The organism is Frigoribacterium sp. UYMn621, assembly GCF_040549525.1.
Lineage (GTDB): Bacteria > Actinomycetota > Actinomycetes > Actinomycetales > Microbacteriaceae > Lacisediminihabitans.
On sequence record NZ_JBEPTM010000009.1, the window covers coordinates 1 to 26327 of the forward strand.

At 64.3% G+C, this 26327-nt stretch carries 28 protein-coding genes; 10 read left to right on the plus strand and 18 right to left on the minus strand.

Annotation, left to right across the window (positions count from 1 at the left end; translation table 11 throughout):
* The first annotated feature begins 472 nt into the window (after window positions 1–472).
* The 5 genes from ABIB54_RS13675 to ABIB54_RS13695 all read left to right on the plus strand — a co-directional run bounded on the left by ABIB54_RS13675 (window position 473) and on the right by ABIB54_RS13695 (window position 6450).
* On the plus strand, window positions 473–1141 hold the full coding sequence (locus tag ABIB54_RS13675) for a TetR/AcrR family transcriptional regulator (RefSeq protein WP_354576073.1): 669 nt from the start codon (window positions 473–475) through the stop codon (window positions 1139–1141).
* Between the two features lie 226 nt (window positions 1142–1367).
* Entirely contained in the window at window positions 1368–2438 is a 1071-nt protein-coding gene (locus ABIB54_RS13680) for an ABC transporter substrate-binding protein (RefSeq protein WP_354576074.1), read from the plus strand.
* Window positions 2439–2443: 5 nt separating this feature from the next.
* Window positions 2444–4234: an ABC transporter permease gene (locus ABIB54_RS13685; RefSeq protein ID WP_354576075.1), complete on the plus strand. Its 1791-nt coding sequence runs from the start codon at window positions 2444–2446 to the stop codon at window positions 4232–4234.
* Window positions 4231–5322, plus strand: a complete 1092-nt coding sequence (locus ABIB54_RS13690; protein WP_354576076.1) for an ABC transporter ATP-binding protein — start codon at window positions 4231–4233, stop codon at window positions 5320–5322. The genes ABIB54_RS13685 and ABIB54_RS13690 overlap by 4 nt, the downstream gene beginning before the upstream one ends.
* A gap of 66 nt (window positions 5323–5388) precedes the next feature.
* The gene (locus ABIB54_RS13695; RefSeq protein WP_354576077.1) at window positions 5389–6450 is read left to right on the plus strand and encodes a COG4280 domain-containing protein; all 1062 of its coding nucleotides are present in this window, start codon (window positions 5389–5391) and stop codon (window positions 6448–6450) included.
* A 14-nt stretch (window positions 6451–6464) separates the two neighbouring features.
* Here the strand turns inward: ABIB54_RS13695 and ABIB54_RS13700 are convergent, their stop codons facing one another.
* On the minus strand, window positions 6465–7061 hold the full coding sequence (locus tag ABIB54_RS13700) for a Chromate resistance protein ChrB (protein ID WP_354576078.1): 597 nt from the start codon (window positions 7059–7061) through the stop codon (window positions 6465–6467).
* Between the two features lie 135 nt (window positions 7062–7196).
* Between ABIB54_RS13700 and ABIB54_RS13705 the strand changes: the two genes are divergently transcribed.
* Window positions 7197–7838 carry a dihydrofolate reductase family protein gene (locus tag ABIB54_RS13705; protein ID WP_354576079.1) on the plus strand — a complete coding sequence of 214 codons (642 nt, stop codon included), beginning with the start codon at window positions 7197–7199 and terminating at the stop codon, window positions 7836–7838.
* 166 nt (window positions 7839–8004) lie between these two features.
* On the opposite strand, the gene ABIB54_RS13710 is transcribed toward ABIB54_RS13705, so the two are convergent.
* The 16 genes from ABIB54_RS13710 to ABIB54_RS13785 all read right to left on the minus strand — a co-directional run bounded on the left by ABIB54_RS13710 (window position 8005) and on the right by ABIB54_RS13785 (window position 21587).
* On the minus strand, window positions 8005–8508 hold the full coding sequence (locus ABIB54_RS13710) for a MaoC family dehydratase (RefSeq protein ID WP_354576080.1): 504 nt from the start codon (window positions 8506–8508) through the stop codon (window positions 8005–8007).
* On the minus strand, window positions 8505–9707 hold the full coding sequence (locus tag ABIB54_RS13715; protein WP_354576081.1) for a CaiB/BaiF CoA transferase family protein: 1203 nt from the start codon (window positions 9705–9707) through the stop codon (window positions 8505–8507). Before ABIB54_RS13715 ends, ABIB54_RS13710 begins: the two co-directional genes overlap by 4 nt.
* The gene (locus ABIB54_RS13720) at window positions 9704–10966 is read right to left on the minus strand and encodes a methylaspartate ammonia-lyase (RefSeq protein WP_354576082.1); all 1263 of its coding nucleotides are present in this window, start codon (window positions 10964–10966) and stop codon (window positions 9704–9706) included. The genes ABIB54_RS13715 and ABIB54_RS13720 overlap by 4 nt, the downstream gene beginning before the upstream one ends.
* A 43-nt stretch (window positions 10967–11009) precedes the next feature.
* A complete protein-coding gene (locus ABIB54_RS13725; protein ID WP_354576083.1) occupies window positions 11010–11663 on the minus strand; it encodes a GntR family transcriptional regulator in 654 nt (217 codons plus the stop codon).
* Complete coding sequence (locus ABIB54_RS13730; protein ID WP_354576084.1) at window positions 11660–12415, minus strand: class II glutamine amidotransferase; 756 nt, start codon at window positions 12413–12415, stop codon at window positions 11660–11662. Before ABIB54_RS13730 ends, ABIB54_RS13725 begins: the two co-directional genes overlap by 4 nt.
* 18 nt (window positions 12416–12433) lie before the next feature.
* Entirely contained in the window at window positions 12434–13201 is a 768-nt protein-coding gene (locus tag ABIB54_RS13735; RefSeq protein ID WP_354576085.1) for an SDR family NAD(P)-dependent oxidoreductase, read from the minus strand.
* Window positions 13198–14358, minus strand: a complete 1161-nt coding sequence (locus ABIB54_RS13740; protein WP_354576086.1) for an amidohydrolase family protein — start codon at window positions 14356–14358, stop codon at window positions 13198–13200. Before ABIB54_RS13740 ends, ABIB54_RS13735 begins: the two co-directional genes overlap by 4 nt.
* Before the next feature lie 4 nt (window positions 14359–14362).
* The gene (locus ABIB54_RS13745) at window positions 14363–15721 is read right to left on the minus strand and encodes a glutamine synthetase family protein (RefSeq protein WP_354576087.1); all 1359 of its coding nucleotides are present in this window, start codon (window positions 15719–15721) and stop codon (window positions 14363–14365) included.
* 31 nt (window positions 15722–15752) lie between these two features.
* Entirely contained in the window at window positions 15753–16502 is a 750-nt protein-coding gene (locus ABIB54_RS13750; RefSeq protein ID WP_354576088.1) for an SDR family NAD(P)-dependent oxidoreductase, read from the minus strand.
* 12 nt (window positions 16503–16514) lie between these two features.
* The gene (locus ABIB54_RS13755) at window positions 16515–17213 is read right to left on the minus strand and encodes a cysteine hydrolase family protein (RefSeq protein ID WP_354576089.1); all 699 of its coding nucleotides are present in this window, start codon (window positions 17211–17213) and stop codon (window positions 16515–16517) included.
* Between the two features lie 3 nt (window positions 17214–17216).
* A complete protein-coding gene (locus ABIB54_RS13760) occupies window positions 17217–18761 on the minus strand; it encodes an APC family permease (RefSeq protein ID WP_354576090.1) in 1545 nt (514 codons plus the stop codon).
* 311 nt (window positions 18762–19072) lie between these two features.
* Complete coding sequence (locus ABIB54_RS13765) at window positions 19073–19384, minus strand: hypothetical protein (RefSeq protein ID WP_354576091.1); 312 nt, start codon at window positions 19382–19384, stop codon at window positions 19073–19075.
* Between the two features lie 107 nt (window positions 19385–19491).
* On the minus strand, window positions 19492–19851 hold the full coding sequence (locus tag ABIB54_RS13770; RefSeq protein WP_354576092.1) for a YciI family protein: 360 nt from the start codon (window positions 19849–19851) through the stop codon (window positions 19492–19494).
* A 76-nt stretch (window positions 19852–19927) separates the two neighbouring features.
* Window positions 19928–20512: a hypothetical protein gene (locus ABIB54_RS13775; protein ID WP_354576093.1), complete on the minus strand. Its 585-nt coding sequence runs from the start codon at window positions 20510–20512 to the stop codon at window positions 19928–19930.
* 114 nt (window positions 20513–20626) lie between these two features.
* Window positions 20627–21070 carry a YdeI/OmpD-associated family protein gene (locus ABIB54_RS13780; protein WP_354576094.1) on the minus strand — a complete coding sequence of 148 codons (444 nt, stop codon included), beginning with the start codon at window positions 21068–21070 and terminating at the stop codon, window positions 20627–20629.
* A gap of 37 nt (window positions 21071–21107) precedes the next feature.
* The gene (locus ABIB54_RS13785; RefSeq protein ID WP_354576095.1) at window positions 21108–21587 is read right to left on the minus strand and encodes a PPOX class F420-dependent oxidoreductase; all 480 of its coding nucleotides are present in this window, start codon (window positions 21585–21587) and stop codon (window positions 21108–21110) included.
* A gap of 71 nt (window positions 21588–21658) precedes the next feature.
* Here ABIB54_RS13785 and ABIB54_RS13790 point away from each other — a divergent pair, with 71 nt between their 5' ends.
* The 4 genes from ABIB54_RS13790 (at window position 21659) to ABIB54_RS13805 (ending at window position 26043) form a co-directional block, all read left to right on the plus strand.
* The gene (locus ABIB54_RS13790; RefSeq protein ID WP_354576096.1) at window positions 21659–22360 is read left to right on the plus strand and encodes a spermidine synthase; all 702 of its coding nucleotides are present in this window, start codon (window positions 21659–21661) and stop codon (window positions 22358–22360) included.
* Between the two features lie 205 nt (window positions 22361–22565).
* Window positions 22566–23618: a zinc-dependent alcohol dehydrogenase family protein gene (locus ABIB54_RS13795; RefSeq protein WP_354576097.1), complete on the plus strand. Its 1053-nt coding sequence runs from the start codon at window positions 22566–22568 to the stop codon at window positions 23616–23618.
* Between the two features lie 116 nt (window positions 23619–23734).
* Window positions 23735–24220 carry a MarR family winged helix-turn-helix transcriptional regulator gene (locus ABIB54_RS13800; RefSeq protein ID WP_354576098.1) on the plus strand — a complete coding sequence of 162 codons (486 nt, stop codon included), beginning with the start codon at window positions 23735–23737 and terminating at the stop codon, window positions 24218–24220.
* Window positions 24221–24630: 410 nt separating this feature from the next.
* The gene (locus ABIB54_RS13805; protein ID WP_354576099.1) at window positions 24631–26043 is read left to right on the plus strand and encodes a glucose-6-phosphate dehydrogenase; all 1413 of its coding nucleotides are present in this window, start codon (window positions 24631–24633) and stop codon (window positions 26041–26043) included.
* 9 nt (window positions 26044–26052) lie between these two features.
* Here ABIB54_RS13805 and ABIB54_RS13810 read toward each other — a convergent pair whose 3' ends face one another.
* Window positions 26053–26292: a hypothetical protein gene (locus tag ABIB54_RS13810; protein WP_354576100.1), complete on the minus strand. Its 240-nt coding sequence runs from the start codon at window positions 26290–26292 to the stop codon at window positions 26053–26055.
* Between the last annotated feature and the right edge of the window lie 35 nt (window positions 26293–26327).

Sequence of the window (26327 nt, forward strand, 5' to 3'; positions counted from 1 at the left end):
GCAGCAGGCTGCGCATCAGATCGGGGGACGCATCGGTGAGGGCTTCGCCAAGAAGGCGTGCAGGGTCGACAATATGTGGAGCGGTCATCGTGATGATGCCTTTCGAGTGGAGGTAAGAAACTTCTCGAAGGTCTCACACGGTGACCGCGCTTACGTCTCGCGACGAGCCGGCCACCAGGAGTTACACCACTCTATGGGGCACTACTGCGGTGATACGGCGGCCACCTTCGATCCGCGACGCCGAACGTCTCGCCGATGCGGGTAGTCCCGCCTCGATCGGAACCGTCGGCAACTCCCACGCCTGGTGAGATGAACGAAGATCCAACACTCGGTGCACGTTCGAGAAATTGTTGATTCAGCCGGCGCAATCAGTGGCGCGATCCCTCACGATGGCCTTTCGAAGTCGTTTACGGCCTGCCATTTTCTCGATGCCCGGACCGCACATCCCGGCTGGTGAAAGGACATAACCAGCATGAGCCCGAGCGTCCCCGACCTCATCGCCAGCACTCGGAAGATCTTCAAGCCGGGCTCCGCCGCCGAAGTCGACCACGACCGGGTATGTGAAGCGGCGGCAGAACAATTCCGCAGACGGGGGTACCGCGCGACAACCGAGGCCGCGTTGTGCGAGGCGACCGGACTCTCACCGTCTGTTCTGGCCGCGACCTTCGGGGGCCGACGCGGGCTCCTGATTCGCACCCTCGAGGTCTACTGCGCCGGCCAATTAGCCGCACTCGAGACCGAGCTGGCAGCATGCGAGAGCCCCTGGAAGTGGATCACCTCTGTCGTCGTATTCGAAGATGGGCGGCTTCTCCTCGACACCTCCGGGTGCTATCTCTCCGTGGCGGCATCCTCTCTCGGAGACCTGGACCCAGAGGTGCGTGCCCTGTCGCGCCGAACCTTCGCTCAGATCACCCGCTTGTTCGCCCGCGCTCTGGCCGAGGCTCGTGACCGCGGGGAGCTTCGGCCCCAGGTGGACATCGAAGAGGCGGCACTCGTCATGCTCACCACAATGCAAGGGATCGAGTTCCTCCGTCGGGCGTCCCTTGACCGGGCTTTCAGCCACGCGACGACCTCGGTGATCGCCGCGCTGACGAGCGCCTATGCGAACCAGGATTTTGGCGGCGACAGCCCAGTCCTGTGACAGATTCCCCGGTGCGGTTACCTTCCCCGGGTGCGATTCTCCCGGTGCACGGCGTGAAAACGGGGCTGGCTCGACCCTGATCGACCCCTTGCAGAGCGCCCGGATGGGTCAGCCGGGCTCGTTCACCGAATGGACACCTCTGTGTCACAAACGGGCCACAGTCGTTTCATACAGTTGCTAACGGTCGTTAGTTTCCGTTCGCAACAAGATTCCCCAAGGAGATTCCATGAATGTCAGAACTCGATGGGCTGCTCTGAGCCTCGCCGGCGTTGCTCTTGTCGGTTTGACCGGCTGCGCCGGGGCAGCGTCAGCGTCGAGCTCCGGATCGGCCACCGCAGCTGTCGAGCCGCTAGTTCTTTACGCCGCAGAAGGCTTCGACGCCGTGAGCGCCAAGGCCTTCACCGCGAAGACCGGGATCCCCGTCAAGCTCGTCGATGACAGCACGGGTCCGCTGCTGACCAAGATTCAGGCCGAGAAGAACAATCCCCAGTGGTCGATCCTGTGGGTGGACGGCGACACGGCCTTCTCATCGCTCGACCAGCAGGGACTCCTTGCGCCCTATGCCGCGCATGGGTCCTGGAACGCGGTCGGCAAGGCGATCATCCCCAGCGACAACGCCTACACACCGACGGGCACCACCGTGATGTCGGCGTTGATCTACAACGCAGCCAAGGTCACAACCGTGCCAGCCACCTACCAGGATCTCCTTGGCTCCGCCTACAGCGGCAAAGTCGGTATGAACGACCCCGCCCAGTCCGGTCCCACCTACCCGTTCATCGCGGGCCTGATGAACCAGCTCGGTGGCCAGACCGGCGGAGTCGCCGCGGGCGAGGCGTATCTGACGAAGCTGAAGGCTAACGGCCTCAAGGTCTTCCCGACCAATGGCGACACGTTGCACGCGCTCGAGACGGGGCAAGTGGACTACGGAATGATCCAGAGTTCTGCGGCGATCGGTGAAGTGCTCAAGGTCAAGGCGACGGCGAACTTCCAGCCCAAGATCGTCTACCTTCCCAAGTCCACCCTCCTGCCGAGCGTCATCGGAATCGACAAGGGCGCGTCGGCGGTTCAGCAGGCCGAGGCAAAGAAGTTCATCGATTTCGTGGTGTCGCCCGAGGGTCAGGCCGTCATGCTGACGGGAGACGCGACTGGGGACTCGCTGTTCTGGCCTGTCGTCGACGACGCGAAGTCGCTGAAGGATCTGCCGGCGTTCCCGGCGGCGTACCAGTCCCTCGACCCCGCATTCTGGGGCCCGCTCCAGAGCCGGGTTGTGACCTGGTTCGAGTCGAACATCAAGTAGGCCTCGTGGTGATCCAGTCCGCCCTCCTGCGCGACAACGTCCGCGCACGAGGGCGCGCTGGCGCCAAGCCCGACGTGGAAGCGAGTCCACGCCGACGGCGCCCGCGCTTCAACGCTCTCACCGCATTCTGGTTGCTGATTGTCGCGATCCTGGTACTGCCGATCGCGCTCTTCCTGGCGGTCGCCTTCTCTCCGGCGCTACTGTCGCAGGGTCCACAGTGGTTCACCCTCTCCGCATTCTCGGCGGCTCTCAGTGGGCACCTGCTGCTCGGCTTCGTGAATTCGCTCGTCATCGGTATCGTGACTGCGGTCTCGGCGGCGATCATCGGCTTCGTACTGGCCTGGATCGTCATCCGAACGGATGCCCCGGCCCGCGGCATCTGGACCGGGGTGGTCTTCGCCCTCTTCCTGACCCCCTCCTACCTCATAGCTCTCGGATGGGAGCGCCTGCTCGAGCCGAATGGCGTGCTGCAGACGCTGGGGTGGGATCCAGCGGGCGCGCGCGACCTCTTCTATGGACCGGGCGGAATCGTGATCGTGCTCACGGTCAAGGGCATCCCCTTCGCCTACCTCGCGATCTCCAATGCGCTTCGCGGCCTTGGGCACGAGTATGAAGATGCGGTCAGGGTGCACGGAGGGGGAGCGCTAGCGTCGATGCGAGTCGTCGTCTCCCTGCTGGCGCCGGCCATCTGGGCGGCGCTCGCCATCGTCTTCGCCGAGTCGGTGAGCGACTTCGGGGTGGCGTCGACATTGGCCAACGACTCGCATTTCACCGTCGCCACCTTCGAGCTCTACACGGCTGTACAGGCGTTCCCCGTACAGTTCCCGGTCGCCTCGGCGATCAGCTGGGTGTTGTTGATCTTCGTTGTGCTGGCACTCTGGGCTCAGAGTCGCGCACTCAAGGGCCGGAGCTACCGAGTGCTGGGCGGACGTTCCAGACGCGCCGTGCGACGTCGACTGTCGAAGGTCGAGAAGGCCGCCGTGGTCCTCGGCATGTCCCTGCTCATCCTCATCGCACTCGGAGTGCCCACCTTCGGTGCCGTCTCCGCTTCGCTCATCGACGGGCTCGGCTCTGTCGGCGGATCCCATTCCTGGACGCTCGCCAACTACGCCAGAGTGATCACGAGCCCCGACCTCAGTGCGCCCCTGCTGTACTCGATGCAGGCGGCGGTGATCGCCGCTTCGGTGACGACAGTGCTCGCCGTGGTCTGCGCCCGCCTGTTGGCGGCCGGGCAGACGAGCCTGAGCTCCCGAGTTCTCGACATGGTGCTGCTCGCCGCGGTCGCTCTGCCCGGGATCGTGTTCGCGGCGGGCTACATCTTCGCCTACAACCTCCCGCTCACCAATGCGCTGGGCGTCCACCTGTACGGCACGACCGTCCTTCTCGTGCTCGCCTACATCGCCACGGCCCTGCCCTCGACCTCGCGGCTGTTGGTCGGGAGCATGAGTCAGATCCAGAATTCGATGTTGCACTCCTCGCGGGTGCATGGCGCGGGGGCGATCTTCTCCTGGTTCTCCATCGTCTTGCCGGTGATCTCGCGCCCGCTGCTCAACGCGTGGCTGCTCACCTTCACCGCCACCCTCCTCGAACTGCCGGTATCGCAGTTGCTGGCGCCGCCCGGCGAGCAGCCGATCTCCGTCGGGATCACCGTGACCCTGTCCAAGTACGACTTCGGTGGTGGCACCGCGATGGAGGTTCTCGCAATCCTCACGGCACTCCTCGTCGTGCTCGCCGCCACACTCATCTTCCGGCTCGCAACCCCGCGCGGCTGGCGAACCCTGGGGACTGCCAAATGACCGGTCATCACGTCATCGTCCGTGGCGCAACTAAAAACTACGGCGCCCTCGGGGTGCTCCGGCGGGTCGACCTCGACGTGCCTGCCGGCTCCTTCACCGTGCTGCTCGGGCCATCCGGCTCCGGCAAATCGACTCTGTTGCGGTCGATCGCGGGAGTCGAGCGATTGGATGGCGGCAGCATCCATTTCGGCGCGACGCCGATCAGTGACCATCACACTCACGCCAAGCCGGAGAAGCGCGCCCTCGCCATGGTGTTTCAGGACTATGCGCTCTGGCCCCACATGACCGTGCATCAGAACGTCGGATATGCGCTGCGTCGTCGTCACCTCGCACGCCACGACAGCGCCCGCCGCGTCGAATCCGTTCTCGAGCGAGTCGGTCTCGGCGCGAAGACGACCAGCTACCCGCACGAGCTATCGGGCGGTCAGCAGCAGCGCGTCGCCTTGGCCCGCGCCATCGTGAGCGAGCCGGAGCTCATCCTGTTCGACGAGCCCCTCTCGAATCTCGATGCCGACCTGCGCGAACACCTCCGGCTCGAGATCTCCACCCTCACCCGGGAGACCGGTGCCACGGCGCTCTACATCACGCACGATCAGTCGGAGGCGTTCGCTCTCGCCGATGAGGTCGCGATCCTCAACGAGGGATCGATCGAGCAGCGAGGGAGCGCGGAGGCGATCTTCCGCCGTCCGGCGACCCCGTTCGTCGCCCGTTTCACCGGTCTCGCGGGGTCCTTCCAGGGAATGACGGCGGGCCTGCGCGATGGACGCGCTCGGGTTCGGGTTGGCGAGAACGAGCTCACCGCGTCAGCGGGTGAGGGAGTGAATCCGGGCGGCGCCGTCGAAGTGATGGTGCGGCCGACCGCGACCCGGCTCGAGAGTGTGGAGGAGTCGGGGTCTCGCGAGAGCTCCCACCACCGGATGCCGGCGTGCATTGTGGACGTCGCCTACCGTGGCCGCGGCTATGACCACGTTGTGGACACCGGCCATGGTCTGTTGACCTCGGTGTTTGACGAGCGCGCCTGGGCCCGCGGAGACCGCTGCCTGGTCGCGATAGACCCAGCGGGAATGATCGCCTTCCCCGCGCGGTGATTTCCCGCGATAACTAACCACTGTTATCTTTTTGAACAAACAAAATAACCAACCGAAAGAGTTTTCATGAATGACGTCGCCCTATTCTTCGCCGTGTTCCTCGCGTGCATTGTCGAGGCGGTCGAGGCCGCCACGATCGTCCTCGCGGCCGGTACCGCACGGCACTGGCGCTCCGCCATGCTGGGCCTGCTCGCCGGTATCGCTGTGCTGGTGGTCGCGATCGCAATCGCAGGCCCGGCCATTTCGCTGCTACCGATCGGCATCCTGCGAGTAGTGGTGGGTGGCTTGCTTCTCCTCTTCGGACTGCAGTGGATGCGCAAGGCGATTCTGCGCGCGAGTGGCTACAAAGCACTGCACGACGAGGCCGCCATCTATGAAAAGGAGGTCGCGGCCGCGATTCAGGCGGAGACCGGATCCCGCCGCGGCGTCCAGGACTGGTACGCCTTCACCCTCTCCTTCAAGGGCGTCGTGCTCGAGGGCCTCGAGGTCGTGTTCATCGTGCTGACCTTCGGGACCAACCAGAAGAACCTTCCAGTCGCCGCGATCGCCGCCGGTGTCGCCGTTGTCATCGTCCTGATCCTCGGAATCGTCGTGCGCGGGCCGCTTTCGCGCGTCCCCGAGAACACGCTCAAGTTCATCGTGGGCGTGATGCTCACCGCATTCGGCACCTTCTGGGGTGCGGAGGGAGCCGGCGCGGTGTGGCCGGGCGCCGATACCTCGCTGCTCGTTATCGCCCCGGCGATCGCGATCCTCGCCCTCGCCCTGGTTGTGGGGATGCGACGCTACCGACTCTCCCGCACGCCCGCACCTCTGCCCGCACCGATGCCGGTCACGGTTGCGGCCGCCAGTGGTGGCGGGGACCTGACCGATGGTCCGATGGACGCGGCGGCCGACTATGTGCCGTCGCCTGCTCCACGGCCGGCCGCGACGCTCGGCTCTCGAATTCGCTCGTTCGGAGCCTTCTGGTACGACTTCATCATCGGGGACGACTGGCAGATCGCGGCAGGCATCGGTCTCGGAATGCTGCTGACCTTCGTCGTGTCGACGGCCACGCCGATCGCGTGGATCGTCATGCCCATCGCCGTCGTGTTCCTACTTCCGTACGGCATCCGTCGCGCGATGCGCTAGGCGGGTGTCAGGAGTCAGTGCCCTTCCGGCTCCTCCGCGTAGACCCGGGCGGCGTACTCCTCGAGAGCGGTCTCGCACTCCTGCAGTGCGGCCTCGGCTTCCGCACGGCCCGGCGCCACGAACTCGTCACGAGCCTTCACCTTTGCGAACCAGCTGACTAGCTTGGTGTGGTCGACCTCGTTCTCCTCGAGTTCGGCGTAACTGAAGTGCTGCTTGTCGTATTCCTTCTGCAACTCAGCGAGGAAGCCGGTGCAGCGGTCGATGATCTCCTCGTACTCGTCGGTACGGGCCGCCTGGAAGATGGCAAGAACGTTAGATTCCCCCACCAGGACGGAGGACTTCATGAGCACGGCGGTGCCAGACATCCCGACGATGTCGTGCTGGAGCTTCCGAAGGGCTCGCTCGGCGGTCGGACTGGCAGGCAGCGCGGCGACGGAGTTCTGCAGATACACGGCACCGAGCGCCTTGAGCCGGCGCCACGCGGTTGCGCGAAGGCGCGTCGGCTCCGACGGGATCCGGTAGATCAGCACGTACCACCCGGGGGAGACGGTCGTTTCGCCCTCGTCCCCCGATTCCTGATCGAGTTCCGGCTCGAGCGACGTAAGGGCCATTCCCCGATTCTAGCGATCGCGGATGACCGCGCCAGCGGCTGTCGTTCCCGTTTGATTTCGGTGGCTCTCTGCGACTTCCCATGCCCACGACGATCGATGGGTACGCTGTCCACAACAATCTCCCGGAGGGATCTCATGGCGGTACGCATCGACCTCAACCTCTCGCTCGATGGTGTCGTCGCGCCGGACAATCCGTCGTCGGATAACCCCATGGGCGCGGACTGGGGACGACTGGTGGAGGTGTACATGGGCACCAAGACCTTTCGGCAGCGCGTGCTTCACGACACGACGGGGGAGGGGACGACCGGCATCGACGACCGGTACGCCACCGCCTACTTCGAGGCGGTGGGCGCCGAGATCATGGGAGCGGGGATGTTCGGGCTCCATGCCTTTCCGCACGACCCGGATTGGCGCGGGTGGTGGGGTGAGGAACCGCCGTTCCGCGTTCCCGTGCTCGTGTTGACCCATCGGGAGCGACCGGCCATCGACTTCGCCAACGGCACGCGGTTCGAGTTCGTCGCCGCGACGCCGCAGGATGCGCTCACTCGGGCCCGGGAGCATGCCGGCGATGGCGACATCAGGGTCGGCGGGGGAGCCGGCGTCGCACGTGATTTCCTGCGGGCCGGGCTCGTCGATCGAGTGCACGTCGCGATCAGTCCGATCGTCCTGGGCCGGGGAGTGCGACTCTGGGACGATCTGCGAGAGCTCGAGCGCGACTACACCGTCACCTCGGAGGTGGCCGAGAGCGGCGTCATCCACGTCACGTTCGCGCGCTGAGAACGGGTCGCGCGCTGAGAACGGGTCGCGCACTGAGAAGGGCGCGGTCGGATGTGGGTCCAGTCTCTCGGGCGTCCTTCGAGGGGACAGGGGATGACGTTGCGTGTGTTCTGCCCCGCGCGTCAGACGGGATCGCCGGTCGTGTGCGTGGACAACAAACGCCCGTTCACTGGGGGAGTGTGCCCACGGGTCGCGGAATGGGCCCGAACCCGCGTCGGTAGACCATCACCGTCCGCTCGAACGTGATGATCGGCGTGCCGTCCTGGTTCACACCGAGAGTCCGTACCGTGACGATGCCCACCTGGGGTCGGGACCGCGACTCCCTGACCGCAAGTACCTCACTCGAGGAGTAGACGGTGTCGCCTTCGAATAGGGGGTTCGGTAACTGCACATCGTTCCAGGACAGGTTCGCCATCACGTTGTAGGACACGTCGTTTACCGATTGCCCGGTCACTAGAGCGAGCGTGAAGGTCGAATTGACGAGAGGACGACCGTACTCCGTCTGCTTTGCGTAATTGGCATCGAAGTGCACACGCGCTGTGTTCTGAGTGAGGAGGGTGAACCAGATATTGTCGGCCTGGGTAATCGTGCGCCCGAGTCCGTGCTCGTAAACATCCCCCACTTCGAAGTCCTCAAAGAACCTGCCGCTCCACCCTTCACGAACCGTCATGATGCCTCCTCATTCCGTGTGTGTGCCGCAAGTTCGGCGATGCGCCCCTCGTCATAGCGAAGCACATCTTGCAGGACATAGTCCACGTCCTCATTCCGGAGCGGTGCCCGCCGATACTCCGGGGTCGCGTTTCCCACCCGCACCGCGCTGCGCACCTGGCGCACGGTTCCAAACCGCGGATGCTCGGTTTCGACGATCATCCCCCGCGCGTCGGTCTGTGCATCGTTCAGGGCCTCGGACACGCTGTTTACCGGCCCACAGGGAACACCGGCCGCTCGCAACTTCGTGAGCCATTCGAGGGCGGGGAGAGTGGCGAAGATGTCGTCCAGCAGCGGCAATAGCGTGTCTGAATTCTCGCGCCGCGCGATAAACGTGCCGTAACGCTCAGCCGTACCAAGGTCCGGACGCCCGATCGCTGCCGCGAGTCGCTTCCAGAACTTCTCTTTCGGGCAGGCGATGACGATCCAGCCATCCATCGCCTCGAACGCCTGGAAGGGAACCAGCGACGGATGGGCGGAATGGTGAGTTCGCGTCGGCGTGAAGTCGCCATTGAGAGTCCAGATCGCCGGGTAAGTCAGCATCGAAACAGCGGTGTCGAAGAGGCTGATGTCACAATCGGTGCCGACCCCGTCTCTGCGGGCGGCATGCACAGCGGCGAGCATCGAGATGGCGGCGACGAGTCCGCCGGAGTAGTCCACAAGAGACAATCCCGATTTGGTCGGCGGTCCCGATGGCTCGCCAGTGATGTCCATCCATCCGGCGATGCCTTGCAGAACGTAGTCGTAGCCAGGTTCGGCCAGTCGTGGCCCGGTCATGCCAAAACCGCTGAGCGAGCAGCACACGATCGTGGGATTGAGATGGCGCAGGTCATCGAAGGTGATACCGAGCTTTGCGGGCACGTCACCGCGGAGGTTCGAGTAGACGATGTCACTCACCCGAACCAGATCCTCGAAGATGGTTCGCCCTTCCGGCGTGGTGAGGTCGAGGCTGATGCTGCGCTTATTGCGGTTGAACGCCTCGAAAAAGAGGCTGTCTTCGCCCTCCTGGTACGGAGGCACGTAACGCCCGACGTCGCCGCCGGAGGCCGGGTCCTCGATCTTGATGACCTCGGCGCCGAGGTCGGCGAGGTGCACACTTCCGAATGGACCGGCCCCGTACTGCTCGATGGCGACGATCCGCAGATCCTCGAGCGGTTTCACAGGTCCCGCACCATTCGCGCCGATCGGGCGGCCACCAGCGCGGCGACACGTGTCATCTCGTTGCCGACAATCATCATGCCTTCGTCGACGCCCATTCCCGGCTTTGCCAGCACCTGGCTAGCGGCGCACGCCATAGCGATATTCGCACTCACCTGGGCGGACCGATCCGTTTCATTGCATGTGCCTCCGCAGTAAGCCAAGAGCCCGCCGCGAGCCACGAGCAGCAGGGCCTCGATCGTATTGTTGACGCCACCGAGGTCCGGCGTCTTCACGTGGATGACGTCGGCCGCACCGGCGGAAACGAACAACCGGATATCTTCCAGGGTGTTGCACCACTCATCGACCACGATCTGAACGTCGCTGCCGCGCGCTCGGATCGCCGCACGCAGCGCCGAGGAAACGGCGATCTGGCCGTCCCTGCTTCCCCCGTCGATCGCATGTTCGACGCGTAGCCGGAACGGGACTGCCACCTTTCCGAGGGATACCAGGTAGTCCGCGACGCGCTCAACGTCGTTGTCGAAGGCCACGCCAATCGTGCTGTACACATCGAGGTGAAGGACGGGCGCGTAATCCTCACTGTCACGCAGGGCGAGCACCCGGTTGCGAACCCAGGTGAGATAGGTCACCAGAAGTTGCCCATCGCTACCGAGCTTTGCATCGACGTTGTTGATCAGGCCGTGTGGCAGAACATCCGCCCGCTTCAAGATCATCTTGTCGACATTGTCGTAGCGATCGTCTCCCGACTGCACGAACATGGGCACCGGCAGGATCTCAGCTCCGGTCTGGTATTCGTCACGAACCACCTCGGCCATCGTGACACCGCGGGCGCGGGCCACTGCATCCAGGAGCGCTTGAGTCACGCCGTATCGGATCGCCGTGTGCAGCCGATGCCCGTCGACGACCAAGCCGTCGATGGCGGCAGCCATGCTCCGGAAGTCCGTGAGCTCACTGCCAGCCAGTAGCGGAGCCACCTGGTCGATGATCACCTCTACCGCTCGTTTCGCGTCAAACACGGCGTCTCGCCCGCCGACACCCGAGTACTGCACCGCGGCGCAGTCTCCGTGGGCGACCTGACCGTCATCCAGCAGAAGCAGTACCGATACTGCCTCGCCGGCCTGTCGCACCGATCGAAACCCTGGTGTCACCGGGGCCCCCAGATAGGCAGCACCATCGCGCTTCGCACCGCCGAGGATAGCCGCCTGATCATCGGCGAAGAAGCCTGCTCTTGCCGGCACCGCCAGTACCTCACTGATCTTCATGGTCGCTCCGGATCGGTTTGTGGATGTGTATCGGGCACGTCTGCTAGAACGCCTCTTGGACGAGAGCGCGCGATGCCACGAGATGACTGCGCATAGCGCGAGCGGCGCCCTCGGCATCATGTGCCTCGAGCGCTTCGACGAGGTGGGTATGGGACATCATCGTGGAGGGCTGGGCTGGCCGGTTGGACCAGTAGAGGTGCCAGAAGCGCAGGTTGTGCAGCAGTAGTCGGTCTGCGGCATCCTGAAGTAATCCGTTGTGCACCATGTGCACGAGGTAGGCGTGCACCGCGTGGTCGGTGCGCAGGTATATCTCGTGATCGGTGCCCGTTCGCGCACTGTCTGCGCGGGCGACGAGGTCGCGCAGCGTTGCCAGCTCCTCAGTTGTCGCGCGTTCGGCGACGATGTAGACGACGCCGCACTCGATCGCCTCCCGCGCTTCGAACATATCGAGCACGTCGGCGAGGCCGATCGGACTGACGACCGCGCCACGGCGAGGAAGGACGGTGAGAAAGCGTCCTGTTGCGAGTCGAGCGATGGCTTCGCGGACCGGCATCCGCCCCAGCCCGAGCGACATGCCCATCGCCTTCTCGTTGATCACGGAGCCCGGGGGCAAGCGCAGGTCGACGATCCGTTCGAGTAGCTCGTTGTAGGCGATTTCGCTTGCGCGAAGTTCGACTCCGTCCGCGGCGAAGGTCATGGTGCCACCGGTGCATTCACTGCGCGGCCGATCGTGACCTCGCAGCTTTCTCGGTCCACGGTGAGTGTTTCCCCGTTTTCGAGGAACGTCCAGCCCGAGCCCCAGCCGCTCGAGGAGACAACGACCGAGTCTGCGTCTACCCGATAGCCGATGCGGTAATAGTGAGGTTCTGCCTCGCGGGCTTCGGCGACGGGGTCGAACAGGTTGATGACCTGGAGTGTGTCAGGGGTAGCGATCATGGCGTTAACGCTGCTGAAAGCGCACTCTTCGGCGATGCGAGCCGCCGTGCGCTCGAGTGCCGTAGACGGGTCTCCGAGCCGCTCAGCCCCCAACATCGCGAGGAAATAACGTTCGCTGTCGGTGGTGCCCCGCCGCCGCGCAGCGAGATCGGTGGGAATGAACGGGTCAAGCGATTCGGGCGGTTTTATCGAGCCGTTGTGAGCGAAAGCGATCCGCCCGTCGGTGAAGGGATGGGTGTTCTCCGGCACCACACCGAGCCCGAGGGTCGCCCAGCGCAGGTGCAGCAGGCCGAGCTCCGCCTTCTGCTCAGCGGCGACAGTCGCGAACAGGTCACTCTCCCGCGCAGCATCCGGAGCCTTCTCCACCTCGACACCGGTGGCTGTCGCCCACGCGAATCCCCACCCATCACCGTGCTTGAGCGAGAGCTCGGTGAATTCTGCGAGTTCCTCCTCGCCGAGGAGTTCTTTGAGGGTGGTGGGACGTCGTGAGACGAAGCCGAGCAGGCGACACATGAAAAGAGCCCTTCGCTATTACAGGTAGTTGCTTGAAATGCCGCCATCGAGGACGACGACCTGACCGGTGATCCAAGCTGCCATATCCGACACCAGAAAGCTCGCAAGCCCCGCAACGTCGTCCGGATGTCCGAAGCGGCCGAGCGGAACGCGCTCCAATCGCACTCGGCGGGCTTCGGGGTCGGGGAAGAACTGCTCGACATGTTCGGTGAGCACTGGCCCCGGCGCCATGCCGTTGACGCGGATGCCCTTCGGTCCGAGCTGCACGGCCATCGATCGGGTGAGGGAGCTGATGGCACCTTTGCTCGCGGCGTAGCCGTCCTGCGGAAAGGAGCAGCCCAGCACCGCGAGGAACGAGCTCATGTTGAGCACCGCCCCGCCGCCTGCCGCGACGATGTGCGGCACGACGTGCTTTGAGCAGAGCATCGTTCCATCGAGGTTGATGTTGCTGATGATGTGCCAGAGGTCGAGATCGCCGTCGAGAAACGATTTGTCCTGATGGGGCATCACCCCGGCATTGTTGAAGAGCGTGTCGAGTCCGCCGAGCTCCTTCGCGGCCGTGGTCGCGGCATCCCGCACCTGTGCCTCATCGCGCACGTCGGCGGTGATTGCCACGGCGCTGCCTCCCGCAGCTTCGACCAGCCGCCGCGTCTCTTCGGCTGCCTCGGTACTGATGTCGACAACCGCGACCGCCGCTCCCTCGCGGGCGAACAGCAGACTGCTCGCCCTTCCCAGAGCACCACCGGCGCCGGTTACGAAGATGCGCTTTCCCTCGAGATGCTTCACTGCGCTGCCTCCGTGAGCCCATAGAGACGGGCCGCATTCACGTTGAGGATCATACGTCCGGCAAGACCGGCCGCGTCTTCGTCCATTTCGCCCGCGTCGACCATCTCTCCCAGCACCGTTCCGATCGCATGGCGACCCTCGATCGCTCCCATCCAATGCATCTCGGGAATTCCGACCCCGTCGGAGCTGTACATCACCTTGCTGAAAGGAGCGGCGCCGAGGGCTGCCCGTGTCATCGATGTCATCTCGGCCCTTGAGAGGAACGGGATGGAATAGGAAACATCCAGGTAGGCGTTGCCATACACCGCTGCCAGATACGCGCCCTCACGAAAATATGGCCAACACCCATGCAGCATCACGATGGGCATCGAGCGATAGGCCGGTTCTTCGAACAGGGCACGCAGCTCCAGCGGCGACGCCTGGCGAATATCTACGTCGGGATCTCCATAGCCCACGTGGAACTGCACGGGCAGGCGCTGCTCCGCAGCCGCTTCGAACGCGATGTGGAGGAGTGTGTCGAGCAGCGGTTTATAGCCGAGGCGCACCTTCCCCGATGCGGCGACTTCGGCTCGCGCCCTCCCGAAGGCGTGCCGGACCGAGGCGTCGTCCCATCGTTCAATCGCGAGTCCGGTTCGGTAGGCTGCGATGCTCTTGAAGCCAACAAATCCCTTGGCGCGCAGCTGGTAAACCAGGTCTCCGACCGCCGAAACAAGGGCGTCAAAGTCGTCGTGCAGCACGATCAGCTTTTGAAATTCGACCTCCAGTCTCAGGAGTGCCACGTACTCGGTACCACTCGCGGCTACGAGAGCAGAGGGGCTCATTGCCTTGTCTGGGGCCGGATAACCCGTGTCGATCACGACACCGCCGATGCGCGCATCCCGGAACAGACTTCCGACGAGCGCCGCCGCACCGAGCTTTTCGCGGTGCCTCAGAATTTCATCCTCCTGCTCGAATCCGATCCCGTAGAAAGTTCCTGCCCGACGCATGAGTCTCTGGTAGAACGCGGTGTGGTGCACGTGCTCCGCGCCCATCGTGGGATCGGGGGATTCGGTGAAGCGCGCGCGCCACAGAACCGGATCGGCGCTCTGCACAGCCTCGACAGCATGGCAGTGATTGTCGATGACTGGAACATCGGACAGGTCGATGAAAGTCGTCATGGATTCAGAATCGGTAGAAGTGATTGCGGATTTCGAAGTCCTGGCTTTCGGCGGCGAATGCCTCCGCTTCGGAGCGACGAACGCCGACATAGCAGCGACTGAGAAGATCTCCGAGCGTGCCAAGGAGGAAATCGTCTGTCTCGAGCTCGTCGAGTGCGGCAGACATCGAGGTGGGCAGGGGGCGAACCTTGCCGCGTTGGAGATCCTCCGCCGACAGGTAGGCGGGGTCGTGCTCGCTCGGATCGCCCGGATCCAGTTCGCGCTCTATGCCATCGAGGCCTGCCGCGATGATCGCTCCGAGCGAGAGATACGGGTTCGCGCTGGCATCCGAGGTCTTGAACTCGATGTTGTAGCTCTGCTCTTCGCGTTGGAAGAACGGCGAGCACACCCGTAGGGCGGCCTCTTTGTTGTCGAACCCCCATGCTGTCGTCGCCGATGCCCATGCGTTCGGTTTCAGCCGGCGCGATGAGTTGTAGCTCGGGGTGGTCAGCGCGACGAGTGCGGGCAGATGCTCGGCGACACCCGCGATGAAGTGGCGGCCCAACTTCGACAGGCCCCCTTCGGCGTCCCGGTCGTAGAGGAGACTCTTCTTTCCCGCCAGGTCCCACAGGCTGAAATGCAGATGAGCGCCACTTCCGATCTGGTCGGGATAGGGCTTCGGTGCGAACGAAGCGAGCAGTCCTCGTCGGAGGGCGACTCCGCGCACCGTGTCGCGGAACTTCATCTGGTTGTCCGCTGCCGTCAAGGCGCCGGAGTGACGGATGGAGATCTCCTGCTGTCCGGCACCGTACTCGTTGATCGCCGCCTCAACTTCGATGCCCTGTGCCTCCAGTGCATTGACAGTCTCGATCATCAGGTCATTGTTGAGGTCGTGCCCGATGGCGCTGTAGACGGGCGTGTGATCGTGGAGGTCGAACGGGATGTACTCCCCGTCCACCTCGGTTGCGAGATACCACTCGTTCTCGAAGGTGGCCTGCACCTGGATGCCGTGACCCGCCGCGCGTTGGATCATGTCCTTGAGATAAGAGCGGCCGCACGCACCCCAGTTGAGCCGATCATGACCGAGCTGGTCGCAGAGAACGCTGGCGCTTCCGGGAGCCCAGGGCAGCACCGTGAAAGTCGAGAGGTCGGGCACGAGCCTGATCTCACCAATCGGCTCGAAACCATCGATGGGGATCATCTGCTCCAACAGGTTGATGGACATTTGGGCTCGGGTGAGGCTCACCCCTTCCAGGAGTTTGTGTTCGAGTTGCGCAACGTGCACGGCCTTCGTGCGGGCGACCCCGCTGACGTCGCAGTATTCGAAACGGATGAGCTTCACTCCGGCCTCGTGGGCGGCGGCGACTACTTCACTGATATTCACTGGCATGCTTCTTTCTGCGGCAGGCGATCGCCTACAGCATCACGTCTCCACCGTTGGGTCCGAGGGTCTGGCCCACGTAGTACGAACCGTCCGCCGAGGCCAGCAGAACAGCCGTCGGCGTCACCTCATCGACGCGACCGAATCGCTTGATGGGCAATTCTGCGAGCTTGCCGCTTCGCCACTCCTCGGTCTCGCGGTCGAGCAAGGGTGTCTCGATCGGTCCCGGCGCGATCGCATTCACTAGAACGCCGCGCCCGGCGACTTCGCGTGCCAGTGCCTTGGTCAGACCGATAATGCCCGCTTTGCTGGCGACATAGTGTGGAACAGAGGTTCCGCCGATCTGACCGAGCTGCGATGCGATGTTGATGATCCTGCCGTCCCCGCGCTCGAGCATCTGCCCGATCAGCATCCGAGTGCAGAGAAAGGTGCCGCGCAGGTTGGTGTTCAGCACCCGGTCCCAATCCTCCACCGAGATGTCTTCGAGCAGCGATTCGGTGAAAATTCCGGCGTTATTGACCAGGATGTCGACGCGACCGAATTCCTCGATGGCGCGCTGCGCGAGCGCTCGGACGCTTGTTTCATCGCTCACGTCAGTGCGGATGAACACGCCGCGAGTGCCTGTTTCGGCAATTTCTGACAGCACCACAGCTGCGTCTTCCGGCGAGACCATGTCGGCGACGACAATGTCGGCACCCTCGCGAGCGAATTCGACGGCGATGCCGCGACCGATGCCGGATGCGGCGCCGGTGACCAACGCAACGCGACCCTGAAGCTTCTTCATAGTCAGTTCCTCTTACTTGTCTATCGTTTGCTCGGCGCCGCGGGGCGAAATCCAGACCTTCGCAATTTCGCTGGCCGTCGCCATGTCGAAGCGGTGACGCATCAGCAGCATCGAGGCATCGTGTTGTGCCGGGTCGTCGCTGGCAACGCAGTCGGAAGCGATGACCACGTAGTGGTCGTTGAACATGGCGTCGCGGGCGGTGGACTCGACACAGCCCTCGGTTGTGCATCCGCCGATCACCACGGTCTCCACACCGTTGCTTCGTAGCAGCATCTCCATGTTGGTGCCCCAGAACGCACTCGATCGGTACTTGTCCACCACGAGCTCGCCGGCCATCGGCTGGAACTCCGAGACGAATTCGTGGCCGGCGGTGCCTGGCACGGTGTAGCGAAGCGGGGGTCCGTTGTGACGCGCGTGCTCATGCATCCGCAGGTTGAAGCGGATCTGCGCGGGAGAATCGCTCATGCGGTCCGGTAGCGAGGTGTTCTGGATGTGGATGACGAGGGCGCCCGACTGGCGGGCGCTCTCGAGGAGCGCCGCCAGTCGGGGTCGCGATTCCTCGTACATGGTGAGGTCGACTCCGAGCTCGCCGAACAGTCCATCCGGTTCGATGAAATCCCGTTGCATGTCGACCAGAAGAAGCGCGGTGTGCGCTGGATCGACGAGTTCGGCGAGCTCGGTGTAGACGGCCTTGCCGTCGACGTTGATCATGGTTCAGTTGCCTGTAGTCTCCGGGTGCTTGGCGGCTTCTTCAGCGACCGTGGGATGCTGCACCGAGGGTGCACGACCGGTTTGGAGTGCGGCGTTCTGTTCGCCCTCCGGCAGGTCTTCCTCGGTGATGAAGGAGCCGAGTGCGGCAATCTTCTCCGGTGACTTCGCCCTGTAATAGAAATACAGCACCACGCCGGCCGCGATCCACAGCAGCACAATGATCGGGACGAGGTTGAAAGGGTACGACTGGGCCGGGTTGGCGACCGCATAGAGCGGGTACAGCAGGGCGAGCACACCAAGAACCGGCACGATCACATGCGTGATGATCTTCCGCTCAGCGAGTTTCCAGAAATACTTCACCAGGGCGATGTTGCTCATGATGTAGACGATCACGATGGCTACGGTGCCGATGGTCCCGGTGAAACCGTAGGCGCCAGTCGCGCCCGGACCGAGCCAGATGCCGACACCGATGCCAATCACCATGGTGAAGATCGACTGCACGACGATGGCGCGAAGCGGCGAAAACCACGTCTGGTGGATGCGGCCGAGAGAGGCAGGCAGCACCTGGTCACGACCCATGGAGAACATCACGCGGACCGTGGTGTTGTGAATGGCGAGGAAGCAGCTGAAGAGGCCGGCGATCGCCGAAAGCTCGATGGGCTGCAGCAGCCAGGGAGTGACGTTTGAGGCCAGAGTGACGAAGGGGTTCGGGTCCTTGAGGAATGCACCCATCTTCGCCGGGTCGTTGAGTCCGTAGCCGGCAGCGAGTGCGTACATCATGAGTACGTAGAAGATGCCCACTGCGCCGAGGGCGCCGGTGATGGCGAACGGAATGCTCTTCCGCGGGTTCTTCGTCTCCTCGCCCAGAGTGGCGGCAGCATCGAATCCGATGAACGACAGGATGCCGAAGACGACGCCGAGCCCGACTCCGGCGAAGCCGGTGGGCGCCGCGGAGGTGAGGAAGTACGTGGGGCTGTTCCCCGACTTGGCTGTTGCGATGGCGACGATCCCGAGGACGAGGAACACGATCACCTCGACGACCAGAAGAGTGAGGTCGACGTTCACCGATGCCTTGATACTGCGCACGGAAAGGCCGAACACGATGGCCATCGCGATCAGGCTGAAGATCCACCACTGGAGGTCCGCACCGAACGTTGCGAGCACGTAGTCATGAACGAATGCTCCGAAGGCCGTGAAGAGGCCGGGGGCAAGGATCGCGTACCCGATCCAGAACAGCCATCCCGTGAAGAAGCCGGCTGCAGGGCCGAGGCCGGCGCGGTTGAAGGTGTAGAAGGACCCGGCGGAAGGCAGCTTTCTTGCGAACTGCACGACGGTATTGCCGACGAGGGCACAGGCGAGGAAGGCGATGAGGAATGAGAGGGGAAGTGCGGCGCCCGCGGCGGCGGCGGCGGCCGGGGCGTTGAGTACGACCGCGAGTACCGGAGCCATAGCCGCGGCCGAGAGGGCAATGGCGTTGGGGATTGTCAGGACTCCGCGTTGAAGCCCGTGCGGGGATGCGGCCTTGTTGTCGGAACGACTGTCAGTCATGGGAATGAACTCTCCTTTATGTACGGGAACACAACCGGGAAAACTTGGTAGCCAATAGATATATCAGTTGTATTTCAGATACGCCATCGTTTTGTTTCCGCAGTATTAACCTTTTCGAAATCGGTTGGACGATGCGAAGTGCGGGCGAGTTCAAACCGGTCGAGAAAGTGCGAAACCCGTGGGAAGGTATGGCTGACGCCGTGGAGAGGCGCGGGTGTGTCGTTAACCGCCTGCAGGTGCATCCGGATTCGCATTCGGATTCGCATTCGGGAGAGGATGCAGCGAGCCACTCCACCCCATCGCCGTCGCGATCAGCCCAGCTTCTCCACGGCCGAGGCCCACACCCAGGCCCGGTGTTGTTCGCCGGTGGACGTTCTCCAGCGCACGGCGCAGGCGCGCGGGGTCCAGGCGATGAGCTCCGCGTCGATGCGGATCGCGGTCTCTCGATACCGCACCCACACCCTGACGCGTTCCGGCATCGGAGTGCGGGTCAGGGGAAATCGGTCGAGCGCGAGTTCGGCATCCGTGAGGCTGGATGGCGTGGAGTCGCGCATGATCAGGTCGTTGACGCGGTCGTGCTGCTGCCGGTCGATCGCATCCGCGTAACGCTTGTTGGTGCCCACCGGCTCTCCTCTCGGAGCAGTCGGCCTCTGCAGCTTCTGAGTGTAGAAGCCCGTGCCGACACTTCGGCTCGACCAGTCAGTGCTCCTGATGGCGACCGTGGCCGCGGTCAGGACTCCGGTGCTCGATCGACGATGAATCCGCCTTCGACCGGTCTCACCTCGACGCCACCGCCCTGTTCGAGGATGGGATTGCGCCCGGCGATCTCCCGCGCGGCATCCAGGTCTGAGGCTTCGATCACGTAGAAGCCGGCCACGACCTCGGGTGCATCGATGAAGGGGCCGTCGGATTGTCCGTCGCGGCGAATCGAGGTCGCCGAGGCGGCCGGGTGAAGCGCGAACGCCGCCACCATCGCACCCGATTCGATGAGTTCGTTTGCATACGCACCGTGCACGTCGCCCTCCGCCGGGCCCGGTTGCTCGGTGTCGGGAGTTGCCGGGCTGAAGATGAGGACCGCGTACTGGGGCAAGAGGGTCTCCTTTTCGATGCTGACTATGTTGCCACTCACCCCCGCGTTGCGGGATGACCAGTGTCGGTCGAGGACCCTACAGTGCGTCGTGCACCGCCTGCACGAGCACCGCGCGCTTGTCGACGGTGAAGTCGTCGGCGTAGCCGCCATGACTGCCGTCGACCACCGCGATCACGTGCTGCCCGAAGCGTGCCACGAGGTCGTGACCGCTGCTCTCCGCACTATCTCCGACGCCGGGAAGCGGCGTCCGAGAAGAGCCGCCGCCGAAGTTCTTCCGGTACGAGTCGACCGCGGCTGCACCCCCGGCCGGGTAGACGAAAACCGACATCACCAGCATCGAGGCCAGATCCTGGTCGGCGCCCTCATAGGCACACGCGGCGAGCGGGATGCCATCCTTGACCGCGGTACCGGACGAGGCCCGGGTGAACGCCCGACCCGTCACGCCGACCACGGTCTCCAGCGGCAGCAGCGCGCAGACATCGATGTTCTCGACCGTGTCAGCCCGCGTTGCGCGGGTTTGTTCCGGGACGCTCGGCGCGACAGATGGCGCGGATGCGGCGTCCGGCGAGCTGCCGGAAACGCTACCGATGGCTGAGCACGAACTCACGAGAAGGACCGCGCTGGCGGCGGTGACGACGAAGGCGGCGGATCTGGTGTTCACGGCACAATCCCTTCACAATCGGGAGCGCCGAGGCGATGTCTGTCTGGCGCAAGCCTCAGCGAGGCTTCTCAAGACAGGAGCGCACAGTTCACCTCCTGATACACCGCCGAGGGATCAGGACTCTCCGCGCAAGCCGGCCATCGTCTTGGCGACACGACGTGCCCGAGTATCCTCAGCCTTGGCTTCAGAGATCGAGCGGGCATGTTCCTTCCGCTGGCTGTAGGGCAGCTTGTCCCAGGCCGCGGTGGCCTCCGGATCCGTCGCAAGGATCGCCGCCAGCGCCTCCGGCACGTCGACCTCCCGCGGTGCCTCGTCCCGCTCGATCGTGACCTCGACGGTCGCGCCACCGCCGAATCCGGATGCCGCCCGGTGTTCGGAATTCAGACACACCAGGTTGAGGCCGCCCATCACGGCAGTCGTGTTGCGGTAGCTGTAGCCACCGTTCAGGGTGACGACCACGGGCACGCGCTTTCCTCCGAGTTGCTGCATCACCTCGTCCGGGATCACGATGCCGACATTGTTGCCGGTCTGCAGCAGCTCGGTGGTGAAACTGGGCATTGGATCACCCTCTCGTCGGTGCGGTTCTGAACGGATTCTAGAGCGCGTCGAGCCGCTCGGCTACGTCTGCCGGGAACCCGCCCGTGGCGATCGGGCTCCATCTGGTCGGAGTGATGCGAATCAGGGACTTGTCCTGGATCGCCATCGCCTCCCGATACTCGTCCCAGTGGGGATGCTCGCCCGCGATGCACCGGAAGTAGTCGACCAGACCGTCGGATGCTTCGGGCATGTGCACTACCTCGGCGTCTCCGTCCACCTGGATCCAGGCGCCATCCCACTCGTCCGAGAGCACGAGAACGGATGCCCGGCTGTCGCGTTCGGCATTGCGGGTCTTGGCCCGCGCCGGGTAGGTGGAGATGACGATCCGCCCCTTGGCATCCACCCCGCCCGCGACCGGCGAGATCCGGGGCCTGCCATCGGAGCGGGTGGTGGCCAGCAGCATCCGGTGCCGCGGGCGCACGAACTCGAGCATCTCGGCGAGGTCGGCGGGGGTATTGGTTGCAATGCTTCTGACCATGGGTCACAGGCTACGGTGAGAACAGTCTGGGCGCACGAAACGTGCTCCCGGCGACCGGAGAGGACACAGCCATGAGCCTGCGATTCGAGGAGCTGGATTTCCAGCCCACGCCGATGGGCGACCTCAGCCTGCGCCGCCGAGTCGAACCGACGCTCGGCGTCGATGTCTTCGAGGTGAAGCTGGGGGAGGAGTTCCTCATGTCCAGCCTGTTCACGGTGGCGGAGGAGGAGCTCGCGACCCTCGGTCTCGCGGCGGTGGAGGCACCGACGGATCTCGACGTGCTGGTCGGCGGGCTCGGCCTCGGGTATACCGCTGTCGCCGCCCTTGCGGACAGCCGGGTGCGCACCGTCACCGTGATCGACACCCTGCCCACCGTGATCGACTGGCACCGGCGTGGACTGCTCCCCATCTCGGCGACGCTGACGGATGACCCGCGCACGAGCCTTCTGCACGACGACTTCTTCGCCCTGATGCGACGCGAGCCCGACGAATCCCGCTACGACGCGATCCTTCTCGATGTGGACCATTCGCCGCGGCACCAGCTCGACCCGAGTCATGCCGACCTCTACACGGTCGACGGGATGCGGGCGCTGGTGCGTCACCTGAAGCCAGACGGCATCTTCGCCCTCTGGTCCGACGACCCGCCAGACGAAGAGTTCCTGGCGCGGGCGTCGGCCGTCTTCGGCGGTGTCGTCGCCCACGTCGTCGACTTCGACAATCTGCTGACCTCCGGCATCTCCTCCAACACCGTGTACGTGGCGACCCAGCGCTGACCACGCGGTTCGGATCCGAGGCGAACCCGGAGTACCGCTAGCCGTCGAGGCGGCGTGTGGTCCGCTGGGAGCAGACTCGGAGAGCGCTAATTAGAGGAGGCCAAGACTCCTCGGCACCGGCCGGACCCGTGGGACTTTCGGCCCTGCCACCGGCTGATCACCGGCGTTGACTCGGGAGTACCGAAACTACAGGAAGGTCACCCCTATGAAAGCCCTCGTCTACAAAGGTCCCGGCCAGAAGAGCTGGGAGGATGTGCCGGACCCGGTGATCCTCGCTCCGACCGATGTGATCGTGAAAATGGTGGCGACCACGATCTGTGGCACGGACCTTCACATCCTCAAGGGCGATGTGCCGGAGGTCGCCGTCGGTCGCATCCTCGGGCACGAGGGCATCGGAGTGATCACCGAGGTTGGCGGCAGTGTGAGCCAGCTCGCCGTGGGAGACCGCGTGATCCTCGCCTGTGTCAGTTCCTGCGGCCAGTGCTCCAACTGCCGCAAGGGTCTCTACAGCCACTGTCTGAATCCGGAGGGCATCGCCGGCATCGGCTGGATCTTCGGCTACATGATCGATGGCACCCAGGCCGAGTACGTGCGCGTGCCCTTCGCCGAGAACTCGGTCTACAAGGTGCCGGAGGGGGTCACGGATGCCGAGGGCATCCTGCTCTCCGACATCCTGCCGACGGGGTTCGAGATCGGCGTGCAGTACGGCCAGGTCACACCCGGAGACGTGGTGGCGGTCATCGGCGCTGGCCCGGTTGGGCTCTCCTCGGTGATGACCGCGCGCCTGTACGGTCCGTCGAAGATCATCGCCGTCGACCTCGACAACGCGCGGCTCGCTCGCGCGAAGGATTTCGGAGCCACCGATACGGTCAACTCGGGGGATGCGGACTGGAAGGAGCAGGTGCTCGCTCTCACCGACGGACTCGGGGTGGATGTCGCGATCGAGGCGGTGGGAGTGCCAGAGACCTTCACCATGGCCACTGTCATCGTGCGCCCCGGCGGCCATGTCGCCAACATCGGTGTGCACGGCAAGCCGGTCGAGCTCGCGCTCAACGAACTGTGGATCCAGAACATCGACATCTCGATGGGACTGGTCAATACCAACACGCTGGGGATGCTGCTGAAACTCGTCGCCGAGCACAAGCTCCCGGCCGACAAGTTCGTCACGCACGAATTCAGCTTCGACCAGGTCATCGAGGCCTACGAGGTCTTCGGCCACGCTGCAGAACACGACGCCCTCAAGGTACTGATCCACTGACAGCGGGTGGAGACGCAGGTCGGCCCGTCACCGCGGTGATGGGCCGGTCTGCGTGCAGTGATCCCGCACCATCTCGGCTTTAGTTGTCGCGTAAAGCAACGCCGTAGACTGACGGGATGACGGATCCGCCCTGGTTGACGCCGGAAGAGATGCATGCCTGGATCCGGCTCGTCTCGGTGGTAGAACTGCTGCCCGGGGCCCTGGATGCCCCCTTGCAGCGCGACGCGGGTGTGACTCATTTCGAGTACTTCACCCTCGCCCGGCTCTCCGAAGCGCCCGATCGCCGCCTGCGGATGACAGCCCTCTCTGCCGCGACGAACTCGAGCCTCGCCCGACTCTCCCACGTGATCAGCCGGCTTGAGAAGCGAGGGTTCGTCGAACGCTCACCGTGTGCGGAAGATCGCCGAGCCACCAATGCCTCCCTCACGGCGACGGGCTGGCAGAAGGTGGTCGCCACAGCGCCCGGTCACGTCGCGACAGTGCGCGACAGTGTGATCGATGTTCTGGATGCCGCCGACATCGCCGACCTCGACCGCATCATGGGGCGCATCCTCTCGAGGCTCGATCCGGGGGGTCGCCTGCGGGACTGGGGAGACGCGTAGCCCGGGATCGGCCGAGAGCGCTGGCGCCGGAGAACGGAACCGAGGCCGGTGGCGTACCTGATCGAACGGCACCGGCCTCGCCCGTTGAGGATCACGACCACCCGAAGATCGAGCTCCTCTGCCCTGGTCTGCCGAAGCCAGTCACCTAGTGGTGTTCGAATCGGTGACCCGGGGCGCTCGCACGCGCGCAGAGTGCGAGAAACGTGCCGCCAGGGTCTGGGGGAGCTAGGGCCGATGATAGACCCTTTCGCGTCAGACCAACAGGTCTGTCCACGCATTCCTGTGAAACCGCACTGGGGCCCGAGAGGCACCTGTGACCTGACCCGCTGCCCCTTGAAATCGAAGGCGCCCCGGTCCACTGTGCTCGGTGACCGGTATCCGTGTGCCGGAATTCTGTGAAGGAGATCACCATGACAAACAGTTCCGAAGCCGGCCCGACAGTCTTCGTGTTGTTCGGGGCAACCGGCGACCTCGCAAAGCGCATGGTGCTCCCCGCATTCTTCGAGCTCGCCAAGCACGATCTCCTGCCCCGGAAGTGGCTCCTGGTGGGCAACGGTCGTGGTGACGTGTCGCACGAGAACTTCCGGCAACACGTGAGCGAGGTACTGGCCGAATTCGGGCCGAAGCCCGCGGACGGGCCGTGGGAGCAGTTCAGTGCCAACCTGCGATTCGCCGGCGGCGGGTTCGAGAAGTCCGATCCCGGATCCCTGCTCGACGTGCTCGCCGAAGCGAAGGCCGAGCTCGGAGAGGACGCGCAGTTCGTGCACTATCTCGCGATCCCGCCGACGGCTTTCATCAAAGTCACCGAGGGACTCGGCGAGCACGACCTCGCCGCGGGGTCTCGGGTGGTCTACGAGAAGCCGTTCGGCACCTCGCCAGAGAACTTCCGGGAGCTGGATGCCGCGGTGCACCGGGTGCTCGAAGAGCACCAGGTCTTTCGCATCGACCATTTCCTCGGCAAGGAGGGCACACAGAACCTTCACGCCCTGCGTTTCGGCAACGGACTCTTCGACAGCTCCTGGGATCGGGAGCACATCCGCGCGGTGCAGATCGATATTCCGGAGACCCTCGACATCGATGACCGCGCCGAGTTCTACGACGAGACCGGCGCCTTCCTCGACATGATCGTGACCCACCTGTTCCAGGTGGCGGCCGAGATCGCGATGGAGCCGCCGCTCTCCATGAAGGCGGACGACCTGCAGGCGGCACGCGAATCCGTGATCGCCGCGTTTCGTCCCCTGTCCCGTGACGAGGTCGTCTTCGGGCAGTTCGAGGGCTACACGGACACCGTCGGCGTCGCGCCGGATTCGACCACCGACACCTTCGTCGCTGCGCGGCTCTGGATCGATACCGATCGGTGGCGTGGCGTGCCGTTTCTCCTCCGCACCGGCAAGCAGATGGCGAAGGGAGCCCAGCAGGTGAGCATCATCTTCCGAAAGCCGGGGGACGGTCCACTGAGCCACGACACCCCAGTGGTGGGCAATGTGCTCACGGTGAAACTCGAGGGATCGGGTGCGATCGACTTGCGCGTGGTCGTCAAGGAGCCCGGGCCCGAGTTCGAACTCGCCACGGGAACGACAGCGCTGCCGCTTGCCGAGGTCACCGACGCCGATCCGCTTCCGCCCTACGTCAAGCTCATCAACGACGTGGTGCTCGGGGATCGTTCGCTCTACACCCGCCCGGATGGCCTCGAGCATGCGTGGGACGTCGTCGCGCCGATTCTCGACGATCCGCCGACCGTGCTGCCCTACGCCCGTGGATCCTGGGGACCGGATGCCGCGACGACGCTCGCCGACCCGGACGGGTGGCTGCTCGGACCATAGTGTCGCGCGCTACGCGCCGGAGTGGATGGTGCCCGCGAGGGCGACGATCTCGTCTTCCGTCACGACGATGCCCGCATCGGAGAGGCGCAACCGAAGGTCGTCGACGATGTCGTCTTCTCCGCGAAGGTCATCCGGCTTGAGTGCGATGTCTGCGCTCACCTGGCTCGCCAGTCCTGCGATCTTCTGCTCGCGGGAGGCATCGCTGCTGCCGTCCTGCACTGGTTCGCTCAGTTCACCGGCGTCAGTCATTGGTTCCACTTCCTGTTGTGTCGCTTCCAGAGTAT

What these genes read in the sequence shown, in the direction of transcription:
- ABIB54_RS13675 (WP_354576073.1), top strand. Translation starts at nt 473, where the DNA reads ATGAGCCCGAGCGTCCCCGACCTCATCGCCAGCACTCGGAAGATCTTC.
- ABIB54_RS13680 (WP_354576074.1), top strand. Translation starts at nt 1,368, where the DNA reads ATGAATGTCAGAACTCGATGGGCTGCTCTGAGCCTCGCCGGCGTTGCT.
- ABIB54_RS13690 (WP_354576076.1), top strand. Translation starts at nt 4,231, where the DNA reads ATGACCGGTCATCACGTCATCGTCCGTGGCGCAACTAAAAACTACGGC.
- ABIB54_RS13695 (WP_354576077.1), top strand. Translation starts at nt 5,389, where the DNA reads ATGAATGACGTCGCCCTATTCTTCGCCGTGTTCCTCGCGTGCATTGTC.
- ABIB54_RS13700 (WP_354576078.1), bottom strand. Translation starts at nt 7,061, where the DNA reads ATGGCCCTTACGTCGCTCGAGCCGGAACTCGATCAGGAATCGGGGGAC.
- ABIB54_RS13705 (WP_354576079.1), top strand. Translation starts at nt 7,197, where the DNA reads ATGGCGGTACGCATCGACCTCAACCTCTCGCTCGATGGTGTCGTCGCG.
- ABIB54_RS13710 (WP_354576080.1), bottom strand. Translation starts at nt 8,508, where the DNA reads ATGACGGTTCGTGAAGGGTGGAGCGGCAGGTTCTTTGAGGACTTCGAA.
- ABIB54_RS13720 (WP_354576082.1), bottom strand. Translation starts at nt 10,966, where the DNA reads ATGAAGATCAGTGAGGTACTGGCGGTGCCGGCAAGAGCAGGCTTCTTC.
- ABIB54_RS13725 (WP_354576083.1), bottom strand. Translation starts at nt 11,663, where the DNA reads ATGACCTTCGCCGCGGACGGAGTCGAACTTCGCGCAAGCGAAATCGCC.
- ABIB54_RS13730 (WP_354576084.1), bottom strand. Translation starts at nt 12,415, where the DNA reads ATGTGTCGCCTGCTCGGCTTCGTCTCACGACGTCCCACCACCCTCAAA.
- ABIB54_RS13740 (WP_354576086.1), bottom strand. Translation starts at nt 14,358, where the DNA reads ATGACGACTTTCATCGACCTGTCCGATGTTCCAGTCATCGACAATCAC.
- ABIB54_RS13750 (WP_354576088.1), bottom strand. Translation starts at nt 16,502, where the DNA reads ATGAAGAAGCTTCAGGGTCGCGTTGCGTTGGTCACCGGCGCCGCATCC.
- ABIB54_RS13755 (WP_354576089.1), bottom strand. Translation starts at nt 17,213, where the DNA reads ATGATCAACGTCGACGGCAAGGCCGTCTACACCGAGCTCGCCGAACTC.
- ABIB54_RS13760 (WP_354576090.1), bottom strand. Translation starts at nt 18,761, where the DNA reads ATGACTGACAGTCGTTCCGACAACAAGGCCGCATCCCCGCACGGGCTT.
- ABIB54_RS13780 (WP_354576094.1), bottom strand. Translation starts at nt 21,070, where the DNA reads ATGCCCAGTTTCACCACCGAGCTGCTGCAGACCGGCAACAATGTCGGC.
- ABIB54_RS13785 (WP_354576095.1), bottom strand. Translation starts at nt 21,587, where the DNA reads ATGGTCAGAAGCATTGCAACCAATACCCCCGCCGACCTCGCCGAGATG.
- ABIB54_RS13790 (WP_354576096.1), top strand. Translation starts at nt 21,659, where the DNA reads ATGAGCCTGCGATTCGAGGAGCTGGATTTCCAGCCCACGCCGATGGGC.
- ABIB54_RS13795 (WP_354576097.1), top strand. Translation starts at nt 22,566, where the DNA reads ATGAAAGCCCTCGTCTACAAAGGTCCCGGCCAGAAGAGCTGGGAGGAT.
- ABIB54_RS13800 (WP_354576098.1), top strand. Translation starts at nt 23,735, where the DNA reads ATGACGGATCCGCCCTGGTTGACGCCGGAAGAGATGCATGCCTGGATC.
- ABIB54_RS13805 (WP_354576099.1), top strand. Translation starts at nt 24,631, where the DNA reads ATGACAAACAGTTCCGAAGCCGGCCCGACAGTCTTCGTGTTGTTCGGG.
- ABIB54_RS13810 (WP_354576100.1), bottom strand. Translation starts at nt 26,292, where the DNA reads ATGACTGACGCCGGTGAACTGAGCGAACCAGTGCAGGACGGCAGCAGC.